The sequence below is a fragment of the Nocardia mexicana NBRC 108244 genome, from assembly GCF_001613165.1.
Lineage (GTDB): Bacteria > Actinomycetota > Actinomycetes > Mycobacteriales > Mycobacteriaceae > Nocardia > Nocardia mexicana.
In genome coordinates, this window is sequence record NZ_BDBV01000066.1 from 19,358 (window position 1) to 38,446 (window position 19,089).

Below are 19,089 nucleotides of genomic sequence, written 5' to 3' on the forward strand. Positions count from 1 at the left end.
GCGTGGTGGTCAGAGGCGGCGGCCGCCGTCGACGTACAACGTCTGGCCGGTGATGAAGGAGGAGGCGTCCGAGGCGAGGAACGCCACGGCGTTCGCGATGTCCTCCGGGCGTCCCACCCGGCGCACCGGGGTGATCTCGGCGGTCTTGGCCTGCAGTTCCTCGGGGGTGGTGCCGAGGCGGGCCGCGGTGGCCGCGGTCATCTCGGTGACGATGAAGCCCGGCGCGACCGCGTTGACGGTGATGCCGAAGGGGCCCAATTCCATGGCGAGCGTGCGGGTCAGGCCCTGGATGCCCATCTTGGCCGCGGAGTAGTTGGCCTGGCCGCGATTGCCGAGCGCGGACACGCTGGAGGTGTTCACGATCTTGCCGTACTTCTGCGCGACCATGTGCCGCTGGGCGGCCCGGCAGCACAGGAACGCGCCGCGCAGATGCACCGACAGCACGGTGTCCCAGTCCTCGGCCGACATCTTGAACAGCAGGTTGTCCCGCAGCACGCCCGCGTTGTTGACCAGGATGTCCAGCGAACCCAGCTCGGCGGCAACGCGATCGAACGCGGCGTCGACCTCGGCCTCGTCGGTCACGTTGCAGGCCACCGGAATCGCGGTGCCACCGGCGGCCACGATCGCCTCGGCGGTTGTCTTGCAGGCTGTTTCGTCGAGATCGGCGATGGCGACGGCGGCTCCGTCTGCGGCGAGTTTCGCTGCGGTGGCGGCACCGATGCCGCGGGCGGCGCCGGTGATGAGGGCGACTTTCTGTTTATCGGTCATGGGTTCTCCTGCAGTGGATTACGTGATTCGCTGCTACACAAAGGCGCTTACCCCGGTCAGCGCACGGCCGATGAGCAGCTTCTGGATCTGGCTGGTGCCCTCGTAGAGGGTGAGCACGCGGGCGTCGCGCAGGTACTTCTCCACCGGGTACTCGTCGACGTAGCCGTAGCCGCCGAAGACCTGGATGGCGTTGTTGGCCGCCTTCACCGCGGCCTCGCTGGCGAACAGCTTCGCGACCGAGGCCTCGGTGCCGAACGGCTTACCTCTGTCGACGAGGTCGGCCACCCGCCAGGCCAGCAGCCGCGCCGCCTCGACGTCGACGGCGATATCGGCGATCAGCTCCTGCACCAGCTGGTAGGAGGCGATGGGCTTGCCGAACTGCTCGCGCTCCTGCGCGTACCGCACCGACGCCTCCAGGCAGCCGCGCGCCACGCCGACGCATCCGGCGGCCACCCCCATGCGGCCCTTGTCCAGGGCCGCCATCGCGATGCGGAAACCGGTGCCCTCCGCACCGAGCCGCGCCGCGTCCGGCACCCGGACGCCGTCGAGCGCGAACTCCGCGGTGGCCTGCCCACGGAGGCCGAGCTTGCCCTTGATCTCGGTGCGCCCGAAGCCCGGTGCGTCCGTGGGCACGAGGAATGCGGTGATGCCCTTGGGCCCCGGCCCGCCCGTGCGCGCGAAGACCACCGCGATATCGGCCCAGGTGCCGTTGGTGATGAATATCTTCGTCCCCGACAGCACCCAGTCGTCGCCGTCGCGGAGCGCGCGGGTGGTGAGATTGGCTGCGTCCGAGCCGGTTTCGGGTTCGGTCAGCGCGAAGCAGCCCAGTGCCTCCCCCGCGCACAGCCGCGGCAGCCACTGCCGCTTCTGTTCCGCGCTGCCATAACCCTTGATCGACTTGGCGACCAGGCCCAGCGAGACCGACACGATGCCGCGCACCGAACTGTCGCCGCGGCCGAGCTCCTCGAGCAGCACGCAGTACGACAGCGCGTCACCGCCGGAACCGCCGTACTCCTCCGGAATCTCGATGCCGAGGAAACCCATCTCGCCGAGCTTGCGCACGATCGCGGTGTCCACCGCCTCGGCCCGGTCCCAGGCGGCCGCATGCGGGACGACCTCCTTGTCGACCCAGGCGCGGGCGACCTCGCGCAGGGCGGCGTGGGTGTCGCCGAGTTCCAGATCCATGGCGGGAAACTCCTAACCGAACGGTGTTAGGTTTAACGCCGATACGTTAACCTAACGGTGTTTGGTTTTTCAAGGCCGAGCCGGGACGGGTGATAAATTCGACTCCTTTGCGCGCAGGCGAGACCCGAGGAGGTGTGCACATGGCCAGACCCCGCGTGCCGCTGCTGAGCCGCGAGCGCATCCGCGACGCGGCGCTGGAACTGATCGATCGCGACGGGCTGGGCGAGCTGTCCATGCGCAAGCTCGCGGCCGAGCTCGGCGTGCAGGCGGCCTCGCTGTACGGGCACTACCCCACCAAGGACGAGCTGCTCGATGATGTCGCCGCGGGCATCATGGTCCGGGTCGACACGTCGGGGTTCGATTCCACCGACTGGCGCAGCGGGCTGATGTCGTGGGCCCGCTCGTATCGCGCCGCGCTGGTCCGCCACCCCAATTTCGTGCCGTACCTGGCGTCGGGCCCGGGGCGTCGCGACGAGAATCTGCGCCACGCCGACGCCGTGCACGGCGGCCTGGTGCGCGCCGGTTGGCCGCCGCGGCAGGCGACCATGATCGGCGCCGCCACCCGCTATGTGGTCATGGGCTCCACGATCGGCTCGTTCTCCCGTGGCTTCGTCGACGACGTCCAGGTCTACCGCGACCGCTACCCCCACCTGGAACAGGCACACCTGCTCCGCGCCAAGGCCGACGAAATCGACTCGGAGAGTTTCGAACTGGCCCTCGAATCGTTCGTCGACGGCCTGGAGGTCCGGTTCGGGGCCATCACCGAACGCCGGGCCCGGAGACGCGGAAAGGCGAGCGACTGATCGCTCGCCTCTCGTTGTCGAGATCCGTTCAGGGCAGCCGGAACTCGTCCCGGATCCGGTTCTCGGTCAGGCCGTAGTCCGACAGCGCGTACCGGTGCGCGGGCCTGCGGTCGCCGGTGCGGCTCTCCTCGTCGAGGGCGGACATCGCCGCGCGGGCGGCGTCGGTGAACTCGATCCCGAACGCCCGGTAGATGGATTCCACGGTCCCGAGCGGGTCCGAGCGCAGGTCCGCGAAGTCGATGTCGAGGAACTGCGCCTGGTCGTAACGCTTACGCGCCGTGGTGAATTCGTGCAACCCGCGGGACCACAGCTCGAGCTGACTCTCGCCGATGCGGGAGCCGGTGAAGGTATCCGACCAGCCGCGGGCGGCATGTTCGGACAGGCTGCACACCGAGGCCAGGACCGTAGCCGGGTCGCGGTGGGTCTGGATCACCAGCGCGTCGGGATAGACCGCCATGAGCGCGTCGAGGGCGAACAGATGGCTGGGGTTCTTCAGGATCCAGCGGCGCTCGTCGCCCAGGCCGATCAGCTGCAGGTTGCCGCGGTGGCGGGCGTAGGCGTCGGTCCAGTCCTGCTGCCGCAGCCACTGCGAGTAGGTGGGCAGGTAGGCCAGGCATTCGTAGGACACGGACTTCACCGTCTGCCGCAACAGCTGCCAGCACTCCTCCACCTCGGCGGCGGTCATGTAGTGCAGGCCCATGAATTCCGGGTTCTCGATGTGATGCTGCGCGAATCCGGCGTCGATCTGCCGGTAGACCGGGTTGTCGGCCCAGGTTTCGCGCGGCGGGCGGGGCTGCGGGAACTCGGTCAGCCACATCTCGAGCGCCTGATGCCGCGGGTCGGCGGCGAGCAGGCGGTGCAGCGCGGTGGTGCCGGTGCGGGGCAGGCCGGTGACGAAAATCGGCCTGGTGACCGGGGTGTCGGCATACGACGGATTGGACTTCCAGGAGGCCTCGCTCAGCGCGCGGGCCACCAGGGCGCCGCGCAGGAAGTAGCGGTTCATCTTGCTGCCGAGCTCGGTGAGGTCGGCGTCGCGCTGGTAGGACTCGAGCAGGACGCCGAGGGCCTCGTGATAGTCGCCGGACCCGAAGTCGGTCAGGCCACAGGCCTTGGTGGCGGAGGCGTGCAGGTCTTCGACGGTGCCCACGTCGGTGCGGGTGGTCATAGAGCGATCCTTGGTTCAGGCGTGGTATTCGCCGCAGTTGACGTCGAGGGTCTGGCCGGTGATGGCGCTGGACCAGTCGGAGGCGAGAAACACCACGGCGTGCGCGATTTCGTCCGGTTCGGGCAGGCGTTTGAGGTCGGATCGCGCGGCGGTCTGCTCGTACACCTGATCGACGGTGATGCCGTACTTCTTGGCGACCTCGCCGAAGTACCACTTCAGCTGGTCGCTCCAGATGTAGCCCGGCGCCACGCTGTTGACCCGGATTCCCTTGTCCCCCAGCTCGGTTGCCAGGGTCTGCGACATCGCCAGCAGGGCGGACTTGGCCATCTTGTAACTGCCGTAGCGCGGTTCGGAGTGGCGCAGCACGGCCGAATTGATCATCACCACCGCGCCCTTGGTCTCGGCCAGCGCCTCGGTGAACGCCTGCGTCATGCGCAGGCCACCCAGCACCGTGAGGTCCACGCTGTCGCGGATCTGCTGAAAGTCGGTGCGGGCCAGCGGTTTCATCGACGGCACCGAGAACGCGTTGTTGACCAGGGCATCGACCCGGCCGAAGGTGTCGACGGTGCGCCGGACCAGGTTCGCCACGGCGGCCTCGTCGGCGATATCGGTGGGCACGCAGAGTGTTTCGCCGCCACCCGCCTCGATCTCGGCGGCGACCTCCTTCAGGCGGGACTCGGTGCGCGCGGCCAGCACCACCTTCGCCCCGGCCGCGGCGGCCTCGAGGCAGATGGACCGGCCCAGGCCGGGCCCCACCCCGCTGACCACGACGACCTTGTCCGCCAGCAATGCGGTGCTCATGCTGCTTCCTTCCTTGCTCATCCGAGCATCCTCGCCGCGAAACCGCGCTGCCGGGCGGCAATGCGCTCGCGCCAGCCCGCCTCGTCGACGGCATTGAATTCGTAGTGCGGCAACAGGTCCCGGACCTTGCCGAACGGCACCACCTCGGCCACCGGGCCGTCCGCGGGGGTCATCGCGCGGTCGGTGCGCTGCCAGCGGAACTGCAGGATGCCGTGCGTGCACCCGGTGGTCTCGATCCAATTCGCCACGCCGGGATTGCGCGCGGACACCACCATCCGGATCTTGCCGTCCGGATCGACCTGTGCCTGGGCGCTGTTGAGGCTGGTCTGGTGGTGGACGTAGTCCAGCGAGATGTACCAGCGGCTGCCGAGCTGGAAACCTTGGTAGGGCGCATCGGATTTCGGCACGGTGATCAGCAGCGCCTGATCGTCGTCGAGGTCGAAGTGGCCGACCGAGGAGTACTGGGTGCTGAGACCGCCGGGTGTCAGCCGCGGCTCGGTCAGCGTGTTCACCGGCAGGTCCAGGTAGAACCACTTCGGGAAGTTGAACCAGGTGTGGATGCGCTGCACCAGCATGCGCGCGGCCGCCCGATAGCGCTTGCGCAATTGCTCGACACTCGGTGCGGCAGCGGCGGTCCCGATGGTGTCGACGCGCTCGATGCGGATGCTGCCCTTGTGTTCGGCGGTCCAATCGCCGTACACCTCGCGGACGGCGAGCATCGAGGCTCCCTCGCCGAGGGTGAAGTAGTTCGGCCCCGGATCCTGCTTCGGCGGGCCGAATCTCAGCTGGTACGAACCGTCGGGCGCGATGTCGAGGCGGCGGTCGTCGAACGCGTCCTCGCCGCCGGGGACGTCGGTGGCGGTGTAATCGCCTTTGAGCACTTGGAAACTCAGGTCCACCGTACTGCCGCGGGTGCCGGTGACCAGATACTCGGCGCCCGGTTCGATAGTGGCGTGGTAGTAGAGCGTGTCCGGGTTGTCCAGGGCCATCTTGGTGTACGGGCCGGTGGAGCTGACGAAGTACGGGTGGCTGGTGCCGTGCACGCCGGACAGCTGCAGCACGGCCTGGATGCTGCCCGCGAGGTACTCGTAGCCCTCCGCCAGGTCCCGCTCGTCGCGGATGAATTCGGCCGTGGCGACCAGTCTTTCGGCCTCGGCGATGGCGGTGAGCAGCGGTTCGGTCAAGGGCGGATCGGGCTGTTCCATGGGATTCCTGTTCTCGATGCGGGATGTGCGTGCCGCACGGCTACAGCCGCAGCTGCTGTCGAATGTGGGCGGCGATCTCGGCGGGCGTGCCGTGCTCGGGGGTGACCACGAGATCCGGATGCTGGGGCGCCTCGTAGGGCGAGTCGATGCCGGTGAACTCGCGCAGCTCCCCCGCGCGGGCGCGGGCGTACAACCCTTTCGGGTCGCGCCGTTCGCACAGCGCCAGGGGCGTGTCGACGAAGACCTCGTGGAACGGTAATCCCCTGTCGCCGTGCACCGCCCGGGCGAGTTTGCGCTGTGCGGCGAACGGGCTGATCAGAGAAACGATCGCGGTCACGCCCGCATCGGCGAACAGGGCGGCCACCTCCGCGACCCGGCGGATGTTCTCGCGGCGGTCGTCGTCGCCGAAGCCGAGGTCGTTGTTCAACCCGTGGCGCAGGTTGTCGCCGTCCAGCAGATATGCCGGGCGGCCCGACTCCACCAGCCGCCGCTCCAATTCCACTGCGATGGTGGACTTTCCGGAGCCGGACAGGCCGGTCAGCCAGAGCGTGGCGCCCGCGTGCGGGCGCTCGGAGCGGGTGACGGCCGAGCTCTGCCAGACCACGTTGGCGCTGCGGCCACGGCCCTGGGGTGCGGATTCGATCCCGGTGTCGCGCGCCACTATCATCCCCGCCGCGACCGTCTGGTTCGTCGCCTCGTCGACGAGGATGAAGCTGCCCGTGCGGCGGTTGTCGCGGTACGCGTCGGCCATCAACGGCTGCCGACCGGACAGTGAGACGCGCGCGATATCGTTGAGCGCCAGGCTTTCCGCATCCGTGACACGGTGCAGTGTGTTCACGTCGAGGCGATAGTCCAGCCCGGTGACACGCACCCTGCCGGACTGCGCGGCGGTGCGAAGCTCGTAGTCGCCGCCGACCCGCAGCTCCGTCTCGTCGGAGAACCAGCACACCATGGCGTCGAGATCGCGGGCGATGTGCGGGCGATTCCCGGGGCGCGCCAGCATATCTCCGCGCCCGACGTCGATGTCGTCGTCGAGGGTCAGCGACACCGCCATCCCCGTGAACGCCTCGTCCACCTTGGTGCCGCCCGGACCCCAGATGCGCGCGACCCGGGTCGCACGGCCCGAGGGCAGCACCACCACTTCGTCGCCGGGCTTGAAGATGCCACCGGCGACCGTTCCGGCATAGCTGCGCTGTGCGGGGTCGGCCGCCGTTTCCGGCGCGAGCGCCGTACTCCGCGGACGGATCACGTACTGGATCGGCAGCCTGGCGTCGATCAGGTTCCGGTCCGAGGCGATGTGCACGTCTTCCAGGTGGCGCAGCAGCGACGGGCCCGGGTACCACGGCATCTGCGGCGAGGAGTCGACAACGTTGTCGCCGTGCAGCGCCGAGACCGGTACGAAGCTCAGGTCGCCGACGGTCAGTTTCGCGGCGAAACCGGCGAATTCCGTGCGGATCTCGTCGAACCGGCTCTCCGACCAGTCCACCAGGTCCATCTTGTTCACGCAGACCACCAGATGCGGCACCCCGAGCAGCGCGGCGAGGAAGGCGTGGCGGCGGGTCTGCTCGACCACGCCGTGGCGCGCGTCGATCAGGATCAGCGCCAGGTCGGCGGTGGACGCGCCGGTCACCATGTTGCGCGTGTACTGCACATGCCCGGGGGTGTCGGCGATGACGAATTTCCTTCGCGGCGTGGCGAAGTAGCGGTAGGCCACGTCGATGGTGATGCCCTGCTCGCGTTCCGCGCGCAGCCCGTCGGTCACCAGCGCCAGATCCGCCGCGGCGGCGCCGCGTTGGGCACTGACGCGCTCGATGGCGGCCAGCTGATCGGTGAACAGGCTCTTGGAGTCGTAGAGCAGGCGCCCGATCAGCGTGGACTTCCCGTCGTCCACGCTCCCCGCCGTCGCCAGCCGTAAAAGGTTGCGGCCCATCAGAAATACCCTTCCCGCTTACGGTCTTCCATGCCCGACTCCGAGATTCGGTCGTCGGCTCCCCGAGGGATGACACAACGCGCCGCGCTCGGTCCCGCCAACTGCACGCAACACATCAGAAGTAGCCTTCCCGCTTACGGTCTTCCATGCCGCTCTCCGAGATTCGGTCGTCGGCTCGGGTCGCGCCGCGCTCGGTCAGCCGGGTGACGGCGGTCTCGGCGATCACCGCGGCCGGGTCGGCGGCCGTGCTCTCGACGCAGCCGGTGCAGGTGGCGTCGCCGACGGTGCGGAAGCGCACGGTGGCGTCGAGCACCTCCTCGCCGTCGCGGGGCGTCAGGAATCGCCCGGCGGCCAACAGCATTCCGTCGCGGCGCAGCACGGTGCGGCGATGCGCGTAGTACAGCGAGGGCAGCTCCACCGCCTCCCGGTCGATGTACTCCCAGATGTCGAGCTCGGTCCAGTTCGACAGCGGGAACACCCGGATGTGTTCGCCCGCACGGTGTCTGCCGTTGTAGAGGTTCCAGATCTCCGGGCGCTGCGCCCGCGGCTCCCACGCCCCGAACTCGTCGCGGAAGCTGAATACCCGCTCCTTGGCGCGCGCCTTCTCCTCGTCGCGGCGGGCGCCGCCGAAGACGGCGTCGAACCGGTGCTCGGCGATGGCGCGCAGCAGAGTCGTTGTCTGCAAACGATTCCGGGTCTCCCCCGGCCGCTCCACCACGCGCCCGGCGTCGATATCGTCCTGCACCCGCGCCACCAGCAGCCGCGCCCCGACCCGCGCCGCCGTCCGGTCGCGGAAGTCGATCACCTCGTCGAAGTTGTGCCCGGTGTCGACGTGCAGCAGCGCGAACGGCAGCGGCGCCGGCCAGAACGCCTTGCGCGCCAGCTCCAGCATCACCGCCGAATCCTTGCCGCCGGAGAACAGCAGTACCGGCCGCTCGAAGGTGGCCGCGACCTCCCGGAAGATGTGCACCGACTCGGCCTCCAGGGCCGCCAGATGCGACAGCTCGTATCCCGTCCGCATCACTCAGCTCACTCACTCACCGCGCCGAACACCCGAGTTGCAGTGTCGAATATTCGACGCTATCGTTCGATATTGTGACACCGACGATAGGCCGATCCGGCCCCGCCGGTCAAGAACCTGTTTCAGAAAACGGGTCCGCGACCGCCTCGCCGCCCACCCACCGCGTGGTCCGCGTGATCGAACTGCTGTCCCGCCATCCGGCCGGTCACCTGTCGCTGGCGCGCATCGTGCGCGATACCGGACTGTCGCGCGCCACGGCCCACGCCGTGCTCACTCAGCTCACCGCCGACAACTGGACGGTGCGCGATGACGACGGCAATTACGGCCTCGGCCTCGGGCTGCTCACCGTGGCGCGGCGGGCGGAGGCGGCCTTCCCGCTGCGGCGGCTCGCGCTGGATCCGATGCGGGAGCTGTCGGCTCGGCGCGGCGTCCCGGTCTTTCTCGCCGAGCGCGACGGCGACTCCATCCTCATCACCGAGGTGGTCGGCACGCCGTCGGTGCCGTGGATCCGCCAGGGCCGCCGGCTCCCGCTGTCCCCGCCGGTGGCCCGCGAATTCGTCGCCTGGGCACCGGAATCCGAACGCGCCACCTGGCTGGACCACGCCGATCCGGCGCATCGCGACCGCCTGCGGGCGGTGCTCGACGCCGTCCGCGCCCGCGGCTACTCGGTCGAGCGCCTCGCCGACGATTCCGCCCCCATGCTGGAAGCCCTTGCCGCCCTGCGTAATTCCCCCGTCACCGACCCGCTGCGCCACCGCCTGGGCGGCATGATCGCCGACCTCATCACCATCGACTACCTCCCGCAGGAGCTGGGTGAGGAGAACGCGGTGGTGACCGTCGCGGCCCCGATTCGCCACGGCGACACCGTCTCCGCCGCACTCGTCGCCTGCCCCGATACGCGCCTGTCGGCCGCGGCGCTCGCCGACCTCGGCTCCGCCCTCGCGTCCGCCGCCGACCACCTCACCTCGGCCCTGACCCGGACACGCTGAACCGCCGCTGCGGGCTACGCTGCTGTGACCTGCCCGGTTCGTGCTGCGCGCCGGATTCCCGCGTAGGCGCGGCGGGTGTAACGCAGCCGGTCGGGCAGCAGCGGCCAGGTGCGGCGAATGACGTCGGCGAACAGTCGGAATCGTCGTTCGTCGGAGTCGGTCCAGGTGAGGCCGAGGATCTCGCGGGCGCGTCCGGGGAACAGCGCCGTGGCCAGCCAGACGTTGAATCGCATGACGGGCCGCTGGATCAGCGCCCATATCGGTGCGGGCACCCCGGGCAGCGGCGGGATCGGCCGCCCCTCGATGGTCATCGCGAAGTCGGTGGTGGGATTGCTTTCCAGAACCTCGGAAAGCATGTGCTGCCAATAGGTCTCGAACTCGGCGTAGGTGGAGAACGCGGGCCGCATCGATAGCCCGTACCGCTGCCACCAGGTGACGGCCTCGGCGACGACCTGGTCTTTCTGCTCGCGGGTCAGCGGGGTGCCGAAGTGTTCGTTGACCGCGATGATGAACTCGAAGAAGGTGACGTGGGTCCACCAGAACACGTCCGGGTCCAGGGCGTGGTAGCGACGGCCGTCGGCGTGACGGCCCTTGATCCCGCGGTGATAGTCACGCACCTGCGGCCCGGTGCCGTCCTCCGGCGAGTCGTAGACCACGCCGAAGATCGGCGGCAGCGACCGGAACAACCGGTCCCACGGGTCGGCGAAGAAGTCCGAATGATCCTGTAGTGCCTGCCCGACCGCCGGATGCATGTTCTGCAACGTCCCCGAACGGCCGAGGTACAGCAGCACCCGCCGGTCTCCGAAATAACGCCAGGTCAGCGATCCGGGGCCGAGTGGCGCGCCGACCGGGTCGCCGCCGGGGCCGGCCGGCATCTCCTCGTGCTGGGCTGTTGTCATCGCTGGACCTCCTCGTCACAACCTTCTCGCAACAGTGCAACACAATACGTGAAGTGATGCAATCTCTCAGGCGAGGAGATATGATCGGCCGATGCGCCGCTCTCCGTTACTGGCCCGCGCCCTGGACGCCCCCGGGGGCGTCGATGCGACCGATGAGCGCATCCTCGAGTCCGCGCTCGAGCAGTTCACCCTCGTCGGGATCCGCCGCACCAGCGGGGACGACATCGCACGCCGGGTCGGGATGAACCGGACCACGCTGTATCGCCGGATGGGCACCAAGGACGACATCGTGCGCGCCGCGATGATGCACGAAACGCGGCGCGTGCTCGCCCGATTGGACGACGAACTGTCGGCGCTCGACGACGCCACCGAGCAGGTCCTGCACAGCTTCGTGTTCGCCGTGTCCGCGCTGCGCTCCCACCCGCTGCTGCGCCAGCTGCTCACCGCCGACCGCGACGACACCCTCGCCTGGGTCACCGTGCACGCCGGACCCGTCGTCGATATGGCAACCGCATTCCTCGCCGACCTGATCGGCGAAAACCCTGGCACACACCAGGATCCGGGAACCGCTCACGCAACCGCCGCGATTCTCGTGCGTTTCGTGCAGTCGCTCGTCCTCACCCCCACCGGAGCGCCCGACCTGACCACCGACGAACAATTGCGCCACTTCGCCGACCAGCACATCCGGCCACTGATCACGCGAAAATGACCCCGCGCCCCACCATCGCCGCGCGGACACGGACAGTGAACGGTCAGGGCCGGGACCGGCTCAGCGCCGCGTGAGGACCGGGAGGAAGGTGTCGGCGATGCGGCGGTAGCCGGCGGCGGTGGCGTGGCCGTCGTTGTCGGTGCACTGGTAGGTCCAGGCGCAGATGCGGGCCACGTTCAGGGGGATGGTGCCGTAGCGCGGATCGGTGATCGGGGTGAAGTCGTGGGTGTCGAAGGCGGCGTTGATATCGGCGACGGCGAAACCGTTGGCGTGGTAGACGGTTCGGCCCCAGGTGTTGAAGAGGTCCACCAGTGGCACCGAAGCGGCCGCGACGGCCCGGCCGGGGACACCGCCGAGCCACGCGGCCAAGCCGGGGTCGTAGTAGGTCATCGCGGCGTAGACCGGGGTGTCCCCGCCCGCCTGCCGCAGCCGCGAGGCGATCCCGGACAGCTCGGTGAGCAGCGCACCCCCGCCACGCACGCCGCAGGCCAGGTCGCCGTGGAGGACGCATTCGGTGTTGTTGGCGCCGATGTCCAGGGTCACGTAGGCGACCTCGCCCGCATGCCGCCGCAGGAAGGAAGCCGCCGCGGCCAGCTGGGATCCCTCGGGGTAAGGGCAGATTCCGCCCTCGAGCATGGTCGTGGTGGTCTCACCGCCGCAGCCCAGCTTCACCAGCCGCAGGCCGGGGTGGCGGTCCGCCAGTGCGGCATGGAGATTGTCGGCGTACCCCTCGTCGGTAGGTCCCCTGCCGAACTGAGATCCGACCGCTAGCGAATCACCGAGCGCCAGATAGTATTTCGGCTCCTCGGCGCGCGCAGACGGGGACCCCGGGAGCAGGAGTACAGACGTCGCGGCGAGGGCGAGCGCAACCATGCGTGTCATCGGTCCCTCCGATCCGGTGCCGAGGGCCGCATCGCGGCGGTCGACCGGCTCGGAGAACGGACTCGAGGTCGTCCGGGATGGGCTGGGGCACCGGAGTTCTTCGCGGGATACGTCCCGCTATCAGTGTCCGTCCGGACGGGCGCGCTCGACCGCCCGATGCACTATCGCAGGGTTGCCGTGACTCCGCCGTTACGCCGCCGCCGGTGCGCATCCCGCTGCTACCGTGGCGGGCACTATGGTCGATGCCCCGCGAAGAAGACCACGTCAGCGGCGGTCCCTGGAGATGGTGGACACGCTGCTGGAGGCGGCGGCCCAGGTGTTCTCCCGCGAGGGCATGGCGGCGACCACCAATCGGATCGCGGAACGTGCCGGAGTGTCGATCGGCACGCTGTACCAATACTTTCCGAACAAGCAGGCGCTGCTGCGGATGCTGGCCGAACGCCATCTGGCCGAGGCCGGGGCGCGGCTCGGCGAGGTGTTCGCGGAACTGCGCGCCACTCACCCGCCGTTCGAGGAAACGATGCACGCCGTCATCGACACCGTCGTCGAGTTGCACGCGGATCGGCCGGCACTGCATGCGCTGATGCACCGGCTGGCTCCGCGCGTTCCGGCCGAATGGAACGCCCTGCAGGAATTCGAGGATCACCTGGTGACGGAGGTCGCCTACCACCTGGATCGGTGCGGGCGCGGCGGCGACGACACCGAACTCACCGCGCGAACGCTCGTGCACACCATCGACGCGCAGGTGCACCGAGTCCTGCCGCGGCATCGGCTCGGCACCGAACAGGTGGTCGCGCTGACGCTGCGGCTCACGCCCGAGACGCCGCGGTGAGGGTCAGCCCGGGACCGTCCGCAGGTCGTCCAGGATCTCCCGCAATGCGGCGGCGAGCTGCGTTGTCCCGGGCTCCTCGATGGGAAAATGCCCGCAGTTCCGCAGCAGCACTGTCCTTTTCGGTCCGGAGATCCGCTCGACGAATCGGAGGCTCAGCTCCGGCGGAGTCCACCGGTCCGCGGCCGGGTGCACCAGTGTCACGGGTGCGCCGCGGAAGTTCTCCGGGGCGGTGTGCCGGAACCGGAGGAAGTCGCCGAGGAAACCCAGCGGAACGCGGACGCCGCCACCACGGGGATCGGTGGCGCACAACCGGGACAGCTCCGGGTCGAGGCTCATATTGTTCATGTCCACCAGCCAGCGGATCGGGACTCGCACGCCGCCGAGCAGCGGTTCGACCGCGCCGAGCAGAACCGGCGCGAGACCGCCCGTGACAGACCAGCGGGCCGCGGCTCGTCGCGCCTCGGGGTCGCCGGGATCGAGCAGGCACGTCGCCACGACGTGCGCGACCCGTCCCGTGCGCGCCGCGGTCTCGTAGGCGAGCATGCCACCCATGCTGGCACCGAAGAGCACCAGCGGACGATCATCGGATTCCGTTTCGGCGCAGACGAATTCGGTGAGCAGTTCGACCCAGTCGCGGTACCGGACGGCGCGCGGCCGGGCCACGGTGGTGTCGCCGTACAGCGGCAGGTCCACGGCCGTCGCCTCCACACCCTCGTGGGCGGCCAGCGCGGCGAACGGCCACAGCAGACCGGCGTGGCCACCGGCGCCGTGAATCAGCAGCACCCGCACCGGCGCATCCGGCACCGTGGCGCGCGCGATGTGCACGTCGCAGTCCCGCCACCGCCACCGGGTGGACGTCGGGGCGGGCAGCGGGACGGTGCGATATTCGGCGGGGCGGTATCGGGCGTACTCGAGGTAGTCCATACCCACGAGCGTGTCCGTCCGCGGGAGCCGCCACAACTCGCGTTCGGTGGTGGCGACTTGCCCTGCGGCGGGGCGCTGACCTGCGATTACCGGTCCGACATGTGATGTCGGCGCGCACTACTCGCATTCCGGCATGACACCGTCGGGCACACTCCGCCGCGTCAGCCCCGTGCCGCGTTGATCAACTGTTGGCGCAGCCATGTCAGCGACGTGGCGCCTCCGGCCGCGACCACGTACCCGGGATAGCTCTGGTGGATGCCGGACTTCACGAAGTCGTCGATCTGCTGTTTGCGCTCGTCGTAGGCGGAGGTGTTGAGCTGGTCGCCCAGCAGGCCGAGGCCGCCCGCGGCCAGCGCGTCGGCGAGCAGGTTCGAGCCCTGCTGCTGGTACACGCCGAACTGGGCCGGATCCGGATTCGAGATCTGGGCGAAGAATCCGGCGATGCGACCCGCGAAGTCGCCGTCGGGCATGGAGCAGTACAGGTCTCCCGGGGCGCAGAAGGTGTAGGTCCTGGGGGTCAGCCAGCCGAAACCACCCAGGCGCGGACCACCGGCGCCCGCACCGAGGACGGGCGGGCCGACCAGGTTGTCGGCCGGTGACCGGCGCGGATCGGCGATCAACCCCACCAGCGCCACCCGGTTCGGCGAGACGACACCGAGCCCGGTGCCGATCTCCCCCGCCAGATCACCGGCGGCGTCGGCCCCCTGGCTGTAGCCCAGCAGTGCGAATTGCGTTGCGGCGCAACGCTGAGCCATCGCCCCGACCAGCCCGCGCGCGCCGTCGAGGGCCTCACGCTTGGAGCGGCCGTAGACGTCGCCCTCCCACGGGAACGCGGTCGCCGGGTAGGCGACGTAGTCGGTCCATACCCTTCCCGGCAGGTTGTCGGTGACGGCGGCGAGCATGCCCTCGCCCGGTTCGGACTTCGAGGTTTCCCACGTTCCGGGTACCGCCACGACGTACATGTCGGGGCACTGGGGTTCGGCCTGCGCGGGCGTGGCCGCGGCGATCGGAAGAATGGCGGTAACCATGGCGGCCGCGCACAGGGCGGCGCCCCTCCATCTAGAAAACATCCTGCTACTCCGGGTGTTCACGGTCGGCATGGGTGGCCGACCGGCGAAATCTACTCCGTGAGTGTAAACGTCACGGCGGAATAGCGCCGGAGTAACCAATCAACGAGAAGAATGTCCGGTACGGCACGGCACAGGTAGTAGGGCAGCTTCGCGGGGATTCACCCGTTTGTTGCGCAGATATTCACCTTCGGGGGCTCGATTCAGCTCGGCGCCGCGGTCTCGTGGACGCTGCGCCAGCGTAATCCGTTGCGGGCCTGCGGGTCCGGCAGCAGTAGCGCGGTGGTGAGGCGCGCCGCCGTCCCCTTGGGACCGCGATGCACCTCCTTGAACCGCACCACCGCGCCATCGGGCGAGCGGTACAGCTGCTCGATATCGACGATCTCGATCCCCAGGCCCGACGCCGCGCCACCCGCACCCCGCAGACCCTCGAGCAACTGCTCACGCGGCACGATCACCCCGTCGACCGTGACCATGGAGAAATCCGGATGCAGCTGTGCGGCGAAGCGTTCCACCGCGTCCGCCTCCGAAGCGCCCAGCCAGCTGGCCAGATCGACATGCTGCGCACGAACCTCGTCGACAACCGCATCTTGATCAGTACTCACGATTCGCAAACTACCGAACGATACGGAAGGCGCCCGCAGCGAGCAGCCGTCGAGTGTCGCGGGCGTGACCCCGCACCGTACTAGAGAAAACTCGCGGATCGTCGCTAGCTTCGGTTCGGAAACCGACGCGACCGAAGGAGTTCCGATGGTCCTGCTGACCGCCATGCCCCCTTCCCGGCAGCCGGGAGCCGTTCCCGCCGTGCCCGTGATCCACCATTTGGCCCGGCGGTTGATCGACCGTGGCGAACGGGTCCGGGTGCTGGTCCCGGAATCGGAGGCCGCTGATTGGCCCGAAGACATCGGACTGCATATCGGCGCCGTGACCGACTCGGCAGCCTTCACCGAGGCCGTCTCGGATACCGACCGGGTGTTCCTCGCGGGACTGGTCGGGGAATCTCTGCTGCCGCTGCGGGCACTCACGAACGCGCTGATCGCGGGTGACGTCGAACGGGTTGTGCTGCTCGGTTCCCACGGCTCGGATTTCGAGGACGAGATCTCGGAGGAGACCTGGCAGTGGTCGGCCTTCGAGCGCAGCCTCGACACGCACGGGATCAGCTGGGCCTACCTGCGTCCGACCGCCGTGATGGGCAACGCCCTCGTCGGCGGCTACCCGATCCCCGGGTCGGCGCTCGTCGAAACGATCCGGAACCACCAGAACGTGCACGAGTACCTCCCCGACGCCCCCTACGCATTCATCCACGAGGCCGACCTCGCCGAAATCGCGGCAATCATACTGTCGGACAACGAATACCGCGGATCGATCGACGTCAGCGGAACCACCGCCACCGCGACCGAACGCCACACGATGCTCGGCGCGGCCCTCGGCGTCGAAACGAAAATGATCGAACTGTCCGCAGACCAGGCGGCGAACCGGTGGCGGAACGAGGGCTGGCCCGAAGACACGATCGCGGTAATGCTCTACGCCCTCCCGGCTTTCGCCGCCCACCCCGACAACCCCGCCCTGCGCGGACAGGAACAACGAGCCCGAACCCTACTCGGCAGAGCACCACGCACATTCCAGGAGTGGGCGGATGAGTTGGTCGACCCGGACGCACAATCCGACCTCACCGTCCGCCTCGGCCTTCCGAGCCCTCCCGCTCGATGCGATCGCGAATAGCCCGCACGGACCTGTCTCTCGGCATCCGCTGCGGCCACAGGACCGCGATCATCAAGACCACCAGCGGAATTCCCGTCACGACGAGCAGGCCGACCTCCCAATCGAGCCCATTCATGAGGCCTCCGTGTCGGACCGGCCGTCGCGCACCGAGTCCGCGTCGTCACCACCCCAGTACTCCAGGTAGATCCCCGGCCCATCGTCAACATCCTCACCGTCGTAGGCCCGAACCTCGAAAATACCTCCGGGGAACTCGAATATCCTTGTGCGCCATTCCATTTCGACCCCTCATAGAAGTTGGTGGGCAACCCGGAGCCGGGACCGCTCCGCCGAACCCGGGTGCCTGCCATGACGCTACGGAGCGTGGTATGCAGAGTCGACAACCATGCTCCAATATGCTCATATCTATTCATCAGGCAAGAGAATCTGCATCTGGGGGGGTAATGAGAGCCCTATGAGCATGAAGTCGCATGAACTCGCTAGGAGCCTCATCATGTGCTTACAGTTCCTCGGCAGGGGTGGGACCGAGGGCGGCGGGTGTCCCGCGCTCTACGCCACCGATCACACCTATGTAGTCAATGGATGGAAGACCAGCACACCGGGATCCATCGAGATCCCGCACCTCTTGCTCGGGTATGCCCAACCGGACACGTTCATCGGGGCCGCCATGATGGACACCGGCAGGGGAACGTTTACCCTCACGGGGAAACCGGTGACAGATCCAGAGGTGCTCGCTCAGGTGGACAGCTACCCGGACGAGACGGCCGTGGAGGTACCCAAGGCGGAAAGGACGTTCTACGGTGCTGCTGGTCCAGGACGATGATTTTCTGAATCTCTTCCACAACGCCGAGCGAGAAGCGTTCCACCTGGAGGTGAAGGATACCTACTACACGGCCGAATACGGACCGTTGCGCAAGTTCCTGGCCGACGAGCCCCAAGATTTCGAGTGGCTCGAGCCCTGGCTGGAACACGTCAGCAGGACAACGACCCGAGGCGTGGCCGTAAACCGCGCAAGGGTGGTGAGCGTCCCACACAACGATTACACCAGGTACGCCAAGTTCGTCGCCCGCTTCAATGTCGGTGCGGGCGAAGACGTCCGATATCTCTCTCGCCATCTTGTGGGTCCCGACGAGCTGACGACGGACGATTGGTGGATATTCGATGACTCCGTCGTTGCATTCACTGTATTCGAATCCTCCGGCCGCTGGGCGGGTGGCGCGGTGACGACAGATCCACAGATAGTCGAATACATTCGCACTGTGAAAGAACGAGTGTGGTCGCTGGCGGTGCCGCTGGAGGCGTACGCGGACCAGTGACCAATTCGCTTCACGACGCCAAGGAAGCTCTCGGACATCGGCTTCGAGAGCTTCGCTTGGAGGCTGGCATCACCGGAACCAAGCTCGCCGAACTGGCGGGCTGGCACCAAACGAAGGTGTCGAAGATCGAGTACGGCAAGACCCGGCCGACAGAGTCCGATATCAGAGCTTGGTGCGCCCACACCGGCAACGACGACCAGGTACCGGATCTCATTGCGACGGTCCGTAACATCGAGAGCGCCTACCTCGAATGGCGACGTGTACTCGGCGCGGGAACCAAGCGCAGACAACAAGCCTCGGTCAAGATCGAGTCTGAAACCGACTTCATGAGGTGCTACCACTCGTTCCTGATACCGGGGCTCCTTCAGACAGCTGAGTATGCACAGGAGATCCTGCGGAATGTGATTGAGTTCCAGAAGGTTCCGAATGATGCCGATGCGGGCGTATCGAAAAGACTGGAGCGCCAACAGATTCTGTATCGGCCCAAACATCGCTTCCACTTCGTAATCGCGGAACAGGCACTGAACACAACGGTCGGCGACAATAGCATCATGATCGGCCAACTCGACCGGCTTCTAGCCGTTGTGGGCATGCCGCGGGTTGTTCTCGGCATAATCCCGGCTCGAGCCAGATACCGAGTTCCGATGTCGAACTTCACCATCTTCGACAACAGGATGGTTATGGTCGAGACGATCGCAGCCGAGATGACCATAATCCAGCCCCGAGAGATAGCACTGCATCGGCGAGCCTTCGACGTACTGACCAGCCAATCGGTAACCGGCAACGCCGCCCGTGAACGAATTCGGGCCGCATTGGAGTCCAGGGTTACCCACAGCCGCACCGACGAGTGAGAAGAAGTGCCCGGCGGAGTCCA

At 67.9% G+C, this 19,089-nt stretch carries 20 protein-coding genes; 8 read left to right on the forward strand and 12 right to left on the reverse strand.

Annotated features, from left to right (window positions below):
• Positions 1 to 9: 9 nt before the first annotated feature.
• On the reverse strand, positions 10 to 768 hold the full coding sequence (gene fabG, locus NM1_RS25330) for a 3-oxoacyl-ACP reductase FabG (RefSeq protein WP_068024697.1): 759 nt from the start codon (positions 766 to 768) through the stop codon (positions 10 to 12).
• Positions 769 to 801: 33 nt separating this feature from the next.
• Positions 802 to 1,953: an acyl-CoA dehydrogenase family protein gene (locus NM1_RS25335; protein WP_068024699.1), complete on the reverse strand. Its 1,152-nt coding sequence runs from the start codon at positions 1,951 to 1,953 to the stop codon at positions 802 to 804.
• Between the two features lie 140 nt (positions 1,954 to 2,093).
• Here NM1_RS25335 and NM1_RS25340 point away from each other — a divergent pair, with 140 nt between their 5' ends.
• A complete protein-coding gene (locus NM1_RS25340; RefSeq protein WP_068024955.1) occupies positions 2,094 to 2,756 on the forward strand; it encodes a TetR/AcrR family transcriptional regulator in 663 nt (220 codons plus the stop codon).
• A gap of 28 nt (positions 2,757 to 2,784) precedes the next feature.
• On the opposite strand, the gene NM1_RS25345 is transcribed toward NM1_RS25340, so the two are convergent.
• The 5 genes from NM1_RS25345 to cysD form a co-directional block, all read right to left on the reverse strand.
• Positions 2,785 to 3,921, reverse strand: a complete 1,137-nt coding sequence (locus NM1_RS25345) for a sulfotransferase family protein (protein WP_068024700.1) — start codon at positions 3,919 to 3,921, stop codon at positions 2,785 to 2,787.
• A gap of 15 nt (positions 3,922 to 3,936) precedes the next feature.
• A complete protein-coding gene (locus NM1_RS25350) occupies positions 3,937 to 4,722 on the reverse strand; it encodes an SDR family oxidoreductase (RefSeq protein WP_068024703.1) in 786 nt (261 codons plus the stop codon).
• Positions 4,723 to 4,739: 17 nt separating this feature from the next.
• Positions 4,740 to 5,927, reverse strand: coding sequence for a hypothetical protein (locus tag NM1_RS25355; protein WP_068024706.1), 1,188 nt, complete (start codon positions 5,925 to 5,927; stop codon positions 4,740 to 4,742).
• Positions 5,928 to 5,967: 40 nt separating this feature from the next.
• Positions 5,968 to 7,857: an adenylyl-sulfate kinase gene (cysC, locus tag NM1_RS25360; RefSeq protein WP_068024709.1), complete on the reverse strand. Its 1,890-nt coding sequence runs from the start codon at positions 7,855 to 7,857 to the stop codon at positions 5,968 to 5,970.
• A gap of 115 nt (positions 7,858 to 7,972) precedes the next feature.
• On the reverse strand, positions 7,973 to 8,878 hold the full coding sequence (gene cysD / locus NM1_RS25365) for a sulfate adenylyltransferase subunit CysD (protein ID WP_068024712.1): 906 nt from the start codon (positions 8,876 to 8,878) through the stop codon (positions 7,973 to 7,975).
• Between the two features lie 173 nt (positions 8,879 to 9,051).
• On the opposite strand from cysD, the gene NM1_RS25370 reads away from it, so the two are divergent.
• Entirely contained in the window at positions 9,052 to 9,867 is an 816-nt protein-coding gene (locus tag NM1_RS25370; protein ID WP_255286225.1) for a helix-turn-helix domain-containing protein, read from the forward strand.
• A gap of 14 nt (positions 9,868 to 9,881) precedes the next feature.
• Here NM1_RS25370 and NM1_RS25375 read toward each other — a convergent pair whose 3' ends face one another.
• A complete protein-coding gene (locus tag NM1_RS25375) occupies positions 9,882 to 10,766 on the reverse strand; it encodes an oxygenase MpaB family protein (protein ID WP_068024715.1) in 885 nt (294 codons plus the stop codon).
• A 91-nt stretch (positions 10,767 to 10,857) separates the two neighbouring features.
• Here NM1_RS25375 and NM1_RS25380 point away from each other — a divergent pair, with 91 nt between their 5' ends.
• Positions 10,858 to 11,475, forward strand: coding sequence for a TetR/AcrR family transcriptional regulator (locus NM1_RS25380; RefSeq protein ID WP_068024718.1), 618 nt, complete (start codon positions 10,858 to 10,860; stop codon positions 11,473 to 11,475).
• 60 nt (positions 11,476 to 11,535) lie between these two features.
• On the opposite strand, the gene NM1_RS25385 is transcribed toward NM1_RS25380, so the two are convergent.
• A complete protein-coding gene (locus NM1_RS25385) occupies positions 11,536 to 12,357 on the reverse strand; it encodes an SGNH/GDSL hydrolase family protein (RefSeq protein ID WP_084520016.1) in 822 nt (273 codons plus the stop codon).
• A gap of 235 nt (positions 12,358 to 12,592) precedes the next feature.
• Between NM1_RS25385 and NM1_RS25390 the strand changes: the two genes are divergently transcribed.
• On the forward strand, positions 12,593 to 13,189 hold the full coding sequence (locus tag NM1_RS25390) for a TetR/AcrR family transcriptional regulator (protein WP_068024725.1): 597 nt from the start codon (positions 12,593 to 12,595) through the stop codon (positions 13,187 to 13,189).
• A gap of 3 nt (positions 13,190 to 13,192) precedes the next feature.
• On the opposite strand, the gene NM1_RS25395 is transcribed toward NM1_RS25390, so the two are convergent.
• From NM1_RS25395 to NM1_RS25405, 3 genes are all read right to left on the reverse strand, one after another.
• A complete protein-coding gene (locus NM1_RS25395) occupies positions 13,193 to 14,113 on the reverse strand; it encodes an alpha/beta hydrolase (protein WP_068024961.1) in 921 nt (306 codons plus the stop codon).
• 161 nt (positions 14,114 to 14,274) lie between these two features.
• Entirely contained in the window at positions 14,275 to 15,183 is a 909-nt protein-coding gene (locus NM1_RS25400) for a cutinase family protein (protein WP_068024730.1), read from the reverse strand.
• 200 nt (positions 15,184 to 15,383) lie between these two features.
• Positions 15,384 to 15,785: a DUF4440 domain-containing protein gene (locus NM1_RS25405; protein WP_169814323.1), complete on the reverse strand. Its 402-nt coding sequence runs from the start codon at positions 15,783 to 15,785 to the stop codon at positions 15,384 to 15,386.
• A 145-nt stretch (positions 15,786 to 15,930) separates the two neighbouring features.
• Between NM1_RS25405 and NM1_RS25410 the strand changes: the two genes are divergently transcribed.
• The 4 genes from NM1_RS25410 to NM1_RS25425 all read left to right on the forward strand — a co-directional run bounded on the left by NM1_RS25410 (position 15,931) and on the right by NM1_RS25425 (position 19,066).
• Entirely contained in the window at positions 15,931 to 16,902 is a 972-nt protein-coding gene (locus NM1_RS25410) for an NAD(P)H-binding protein (RefSeq protein ID WP_068024737.1), read from the forward strand.
• Between the two features lie 451 nt (positions 16,903 to 17,353).
• A complete protein-coding gene (locus tag NM1_RS25415; protein WP_246011374.1) occupies positions 17,354 to 17,722 on the forward strand; it encodes a hypothetical protein in 369 nt (122 codons plus the stop codon).
• Positions 17,700 to 18,215 carry a DUF6879 family protein gene (locus NM1_RS25420; protein ID WP_068024740.1) on the forward strand — a complete coding sequence of 172 codons (516 nt, stop codon included), beginning with the start codon at positions 17,700 to 17,702 and terminating at the stop codon, positions 18,213 to 18,215. Before NM1_RS25415 ends, NM1_RS25420 begins: the two co-directional genes overlap by 23 nt.
• Positions 18,212 to 19,066: a helix-turn-helix domain-containing protein gene (locus NM1_RS25425; RefSeq protein WP_084520018.1), complete on the forward strand. Its 855-nt coding sequence runs from the start codon at positions 18,212 to 18,214 to the stop codon at positions 19,064 to 19,066. The genes NM1_RS25420 and NM1_RS25425 overlap by 4 nt, the downstream gene beginning before the upstream one ends.
• Positions 19,067 to 19,089 lie beyond the last annotated feature (23 nt).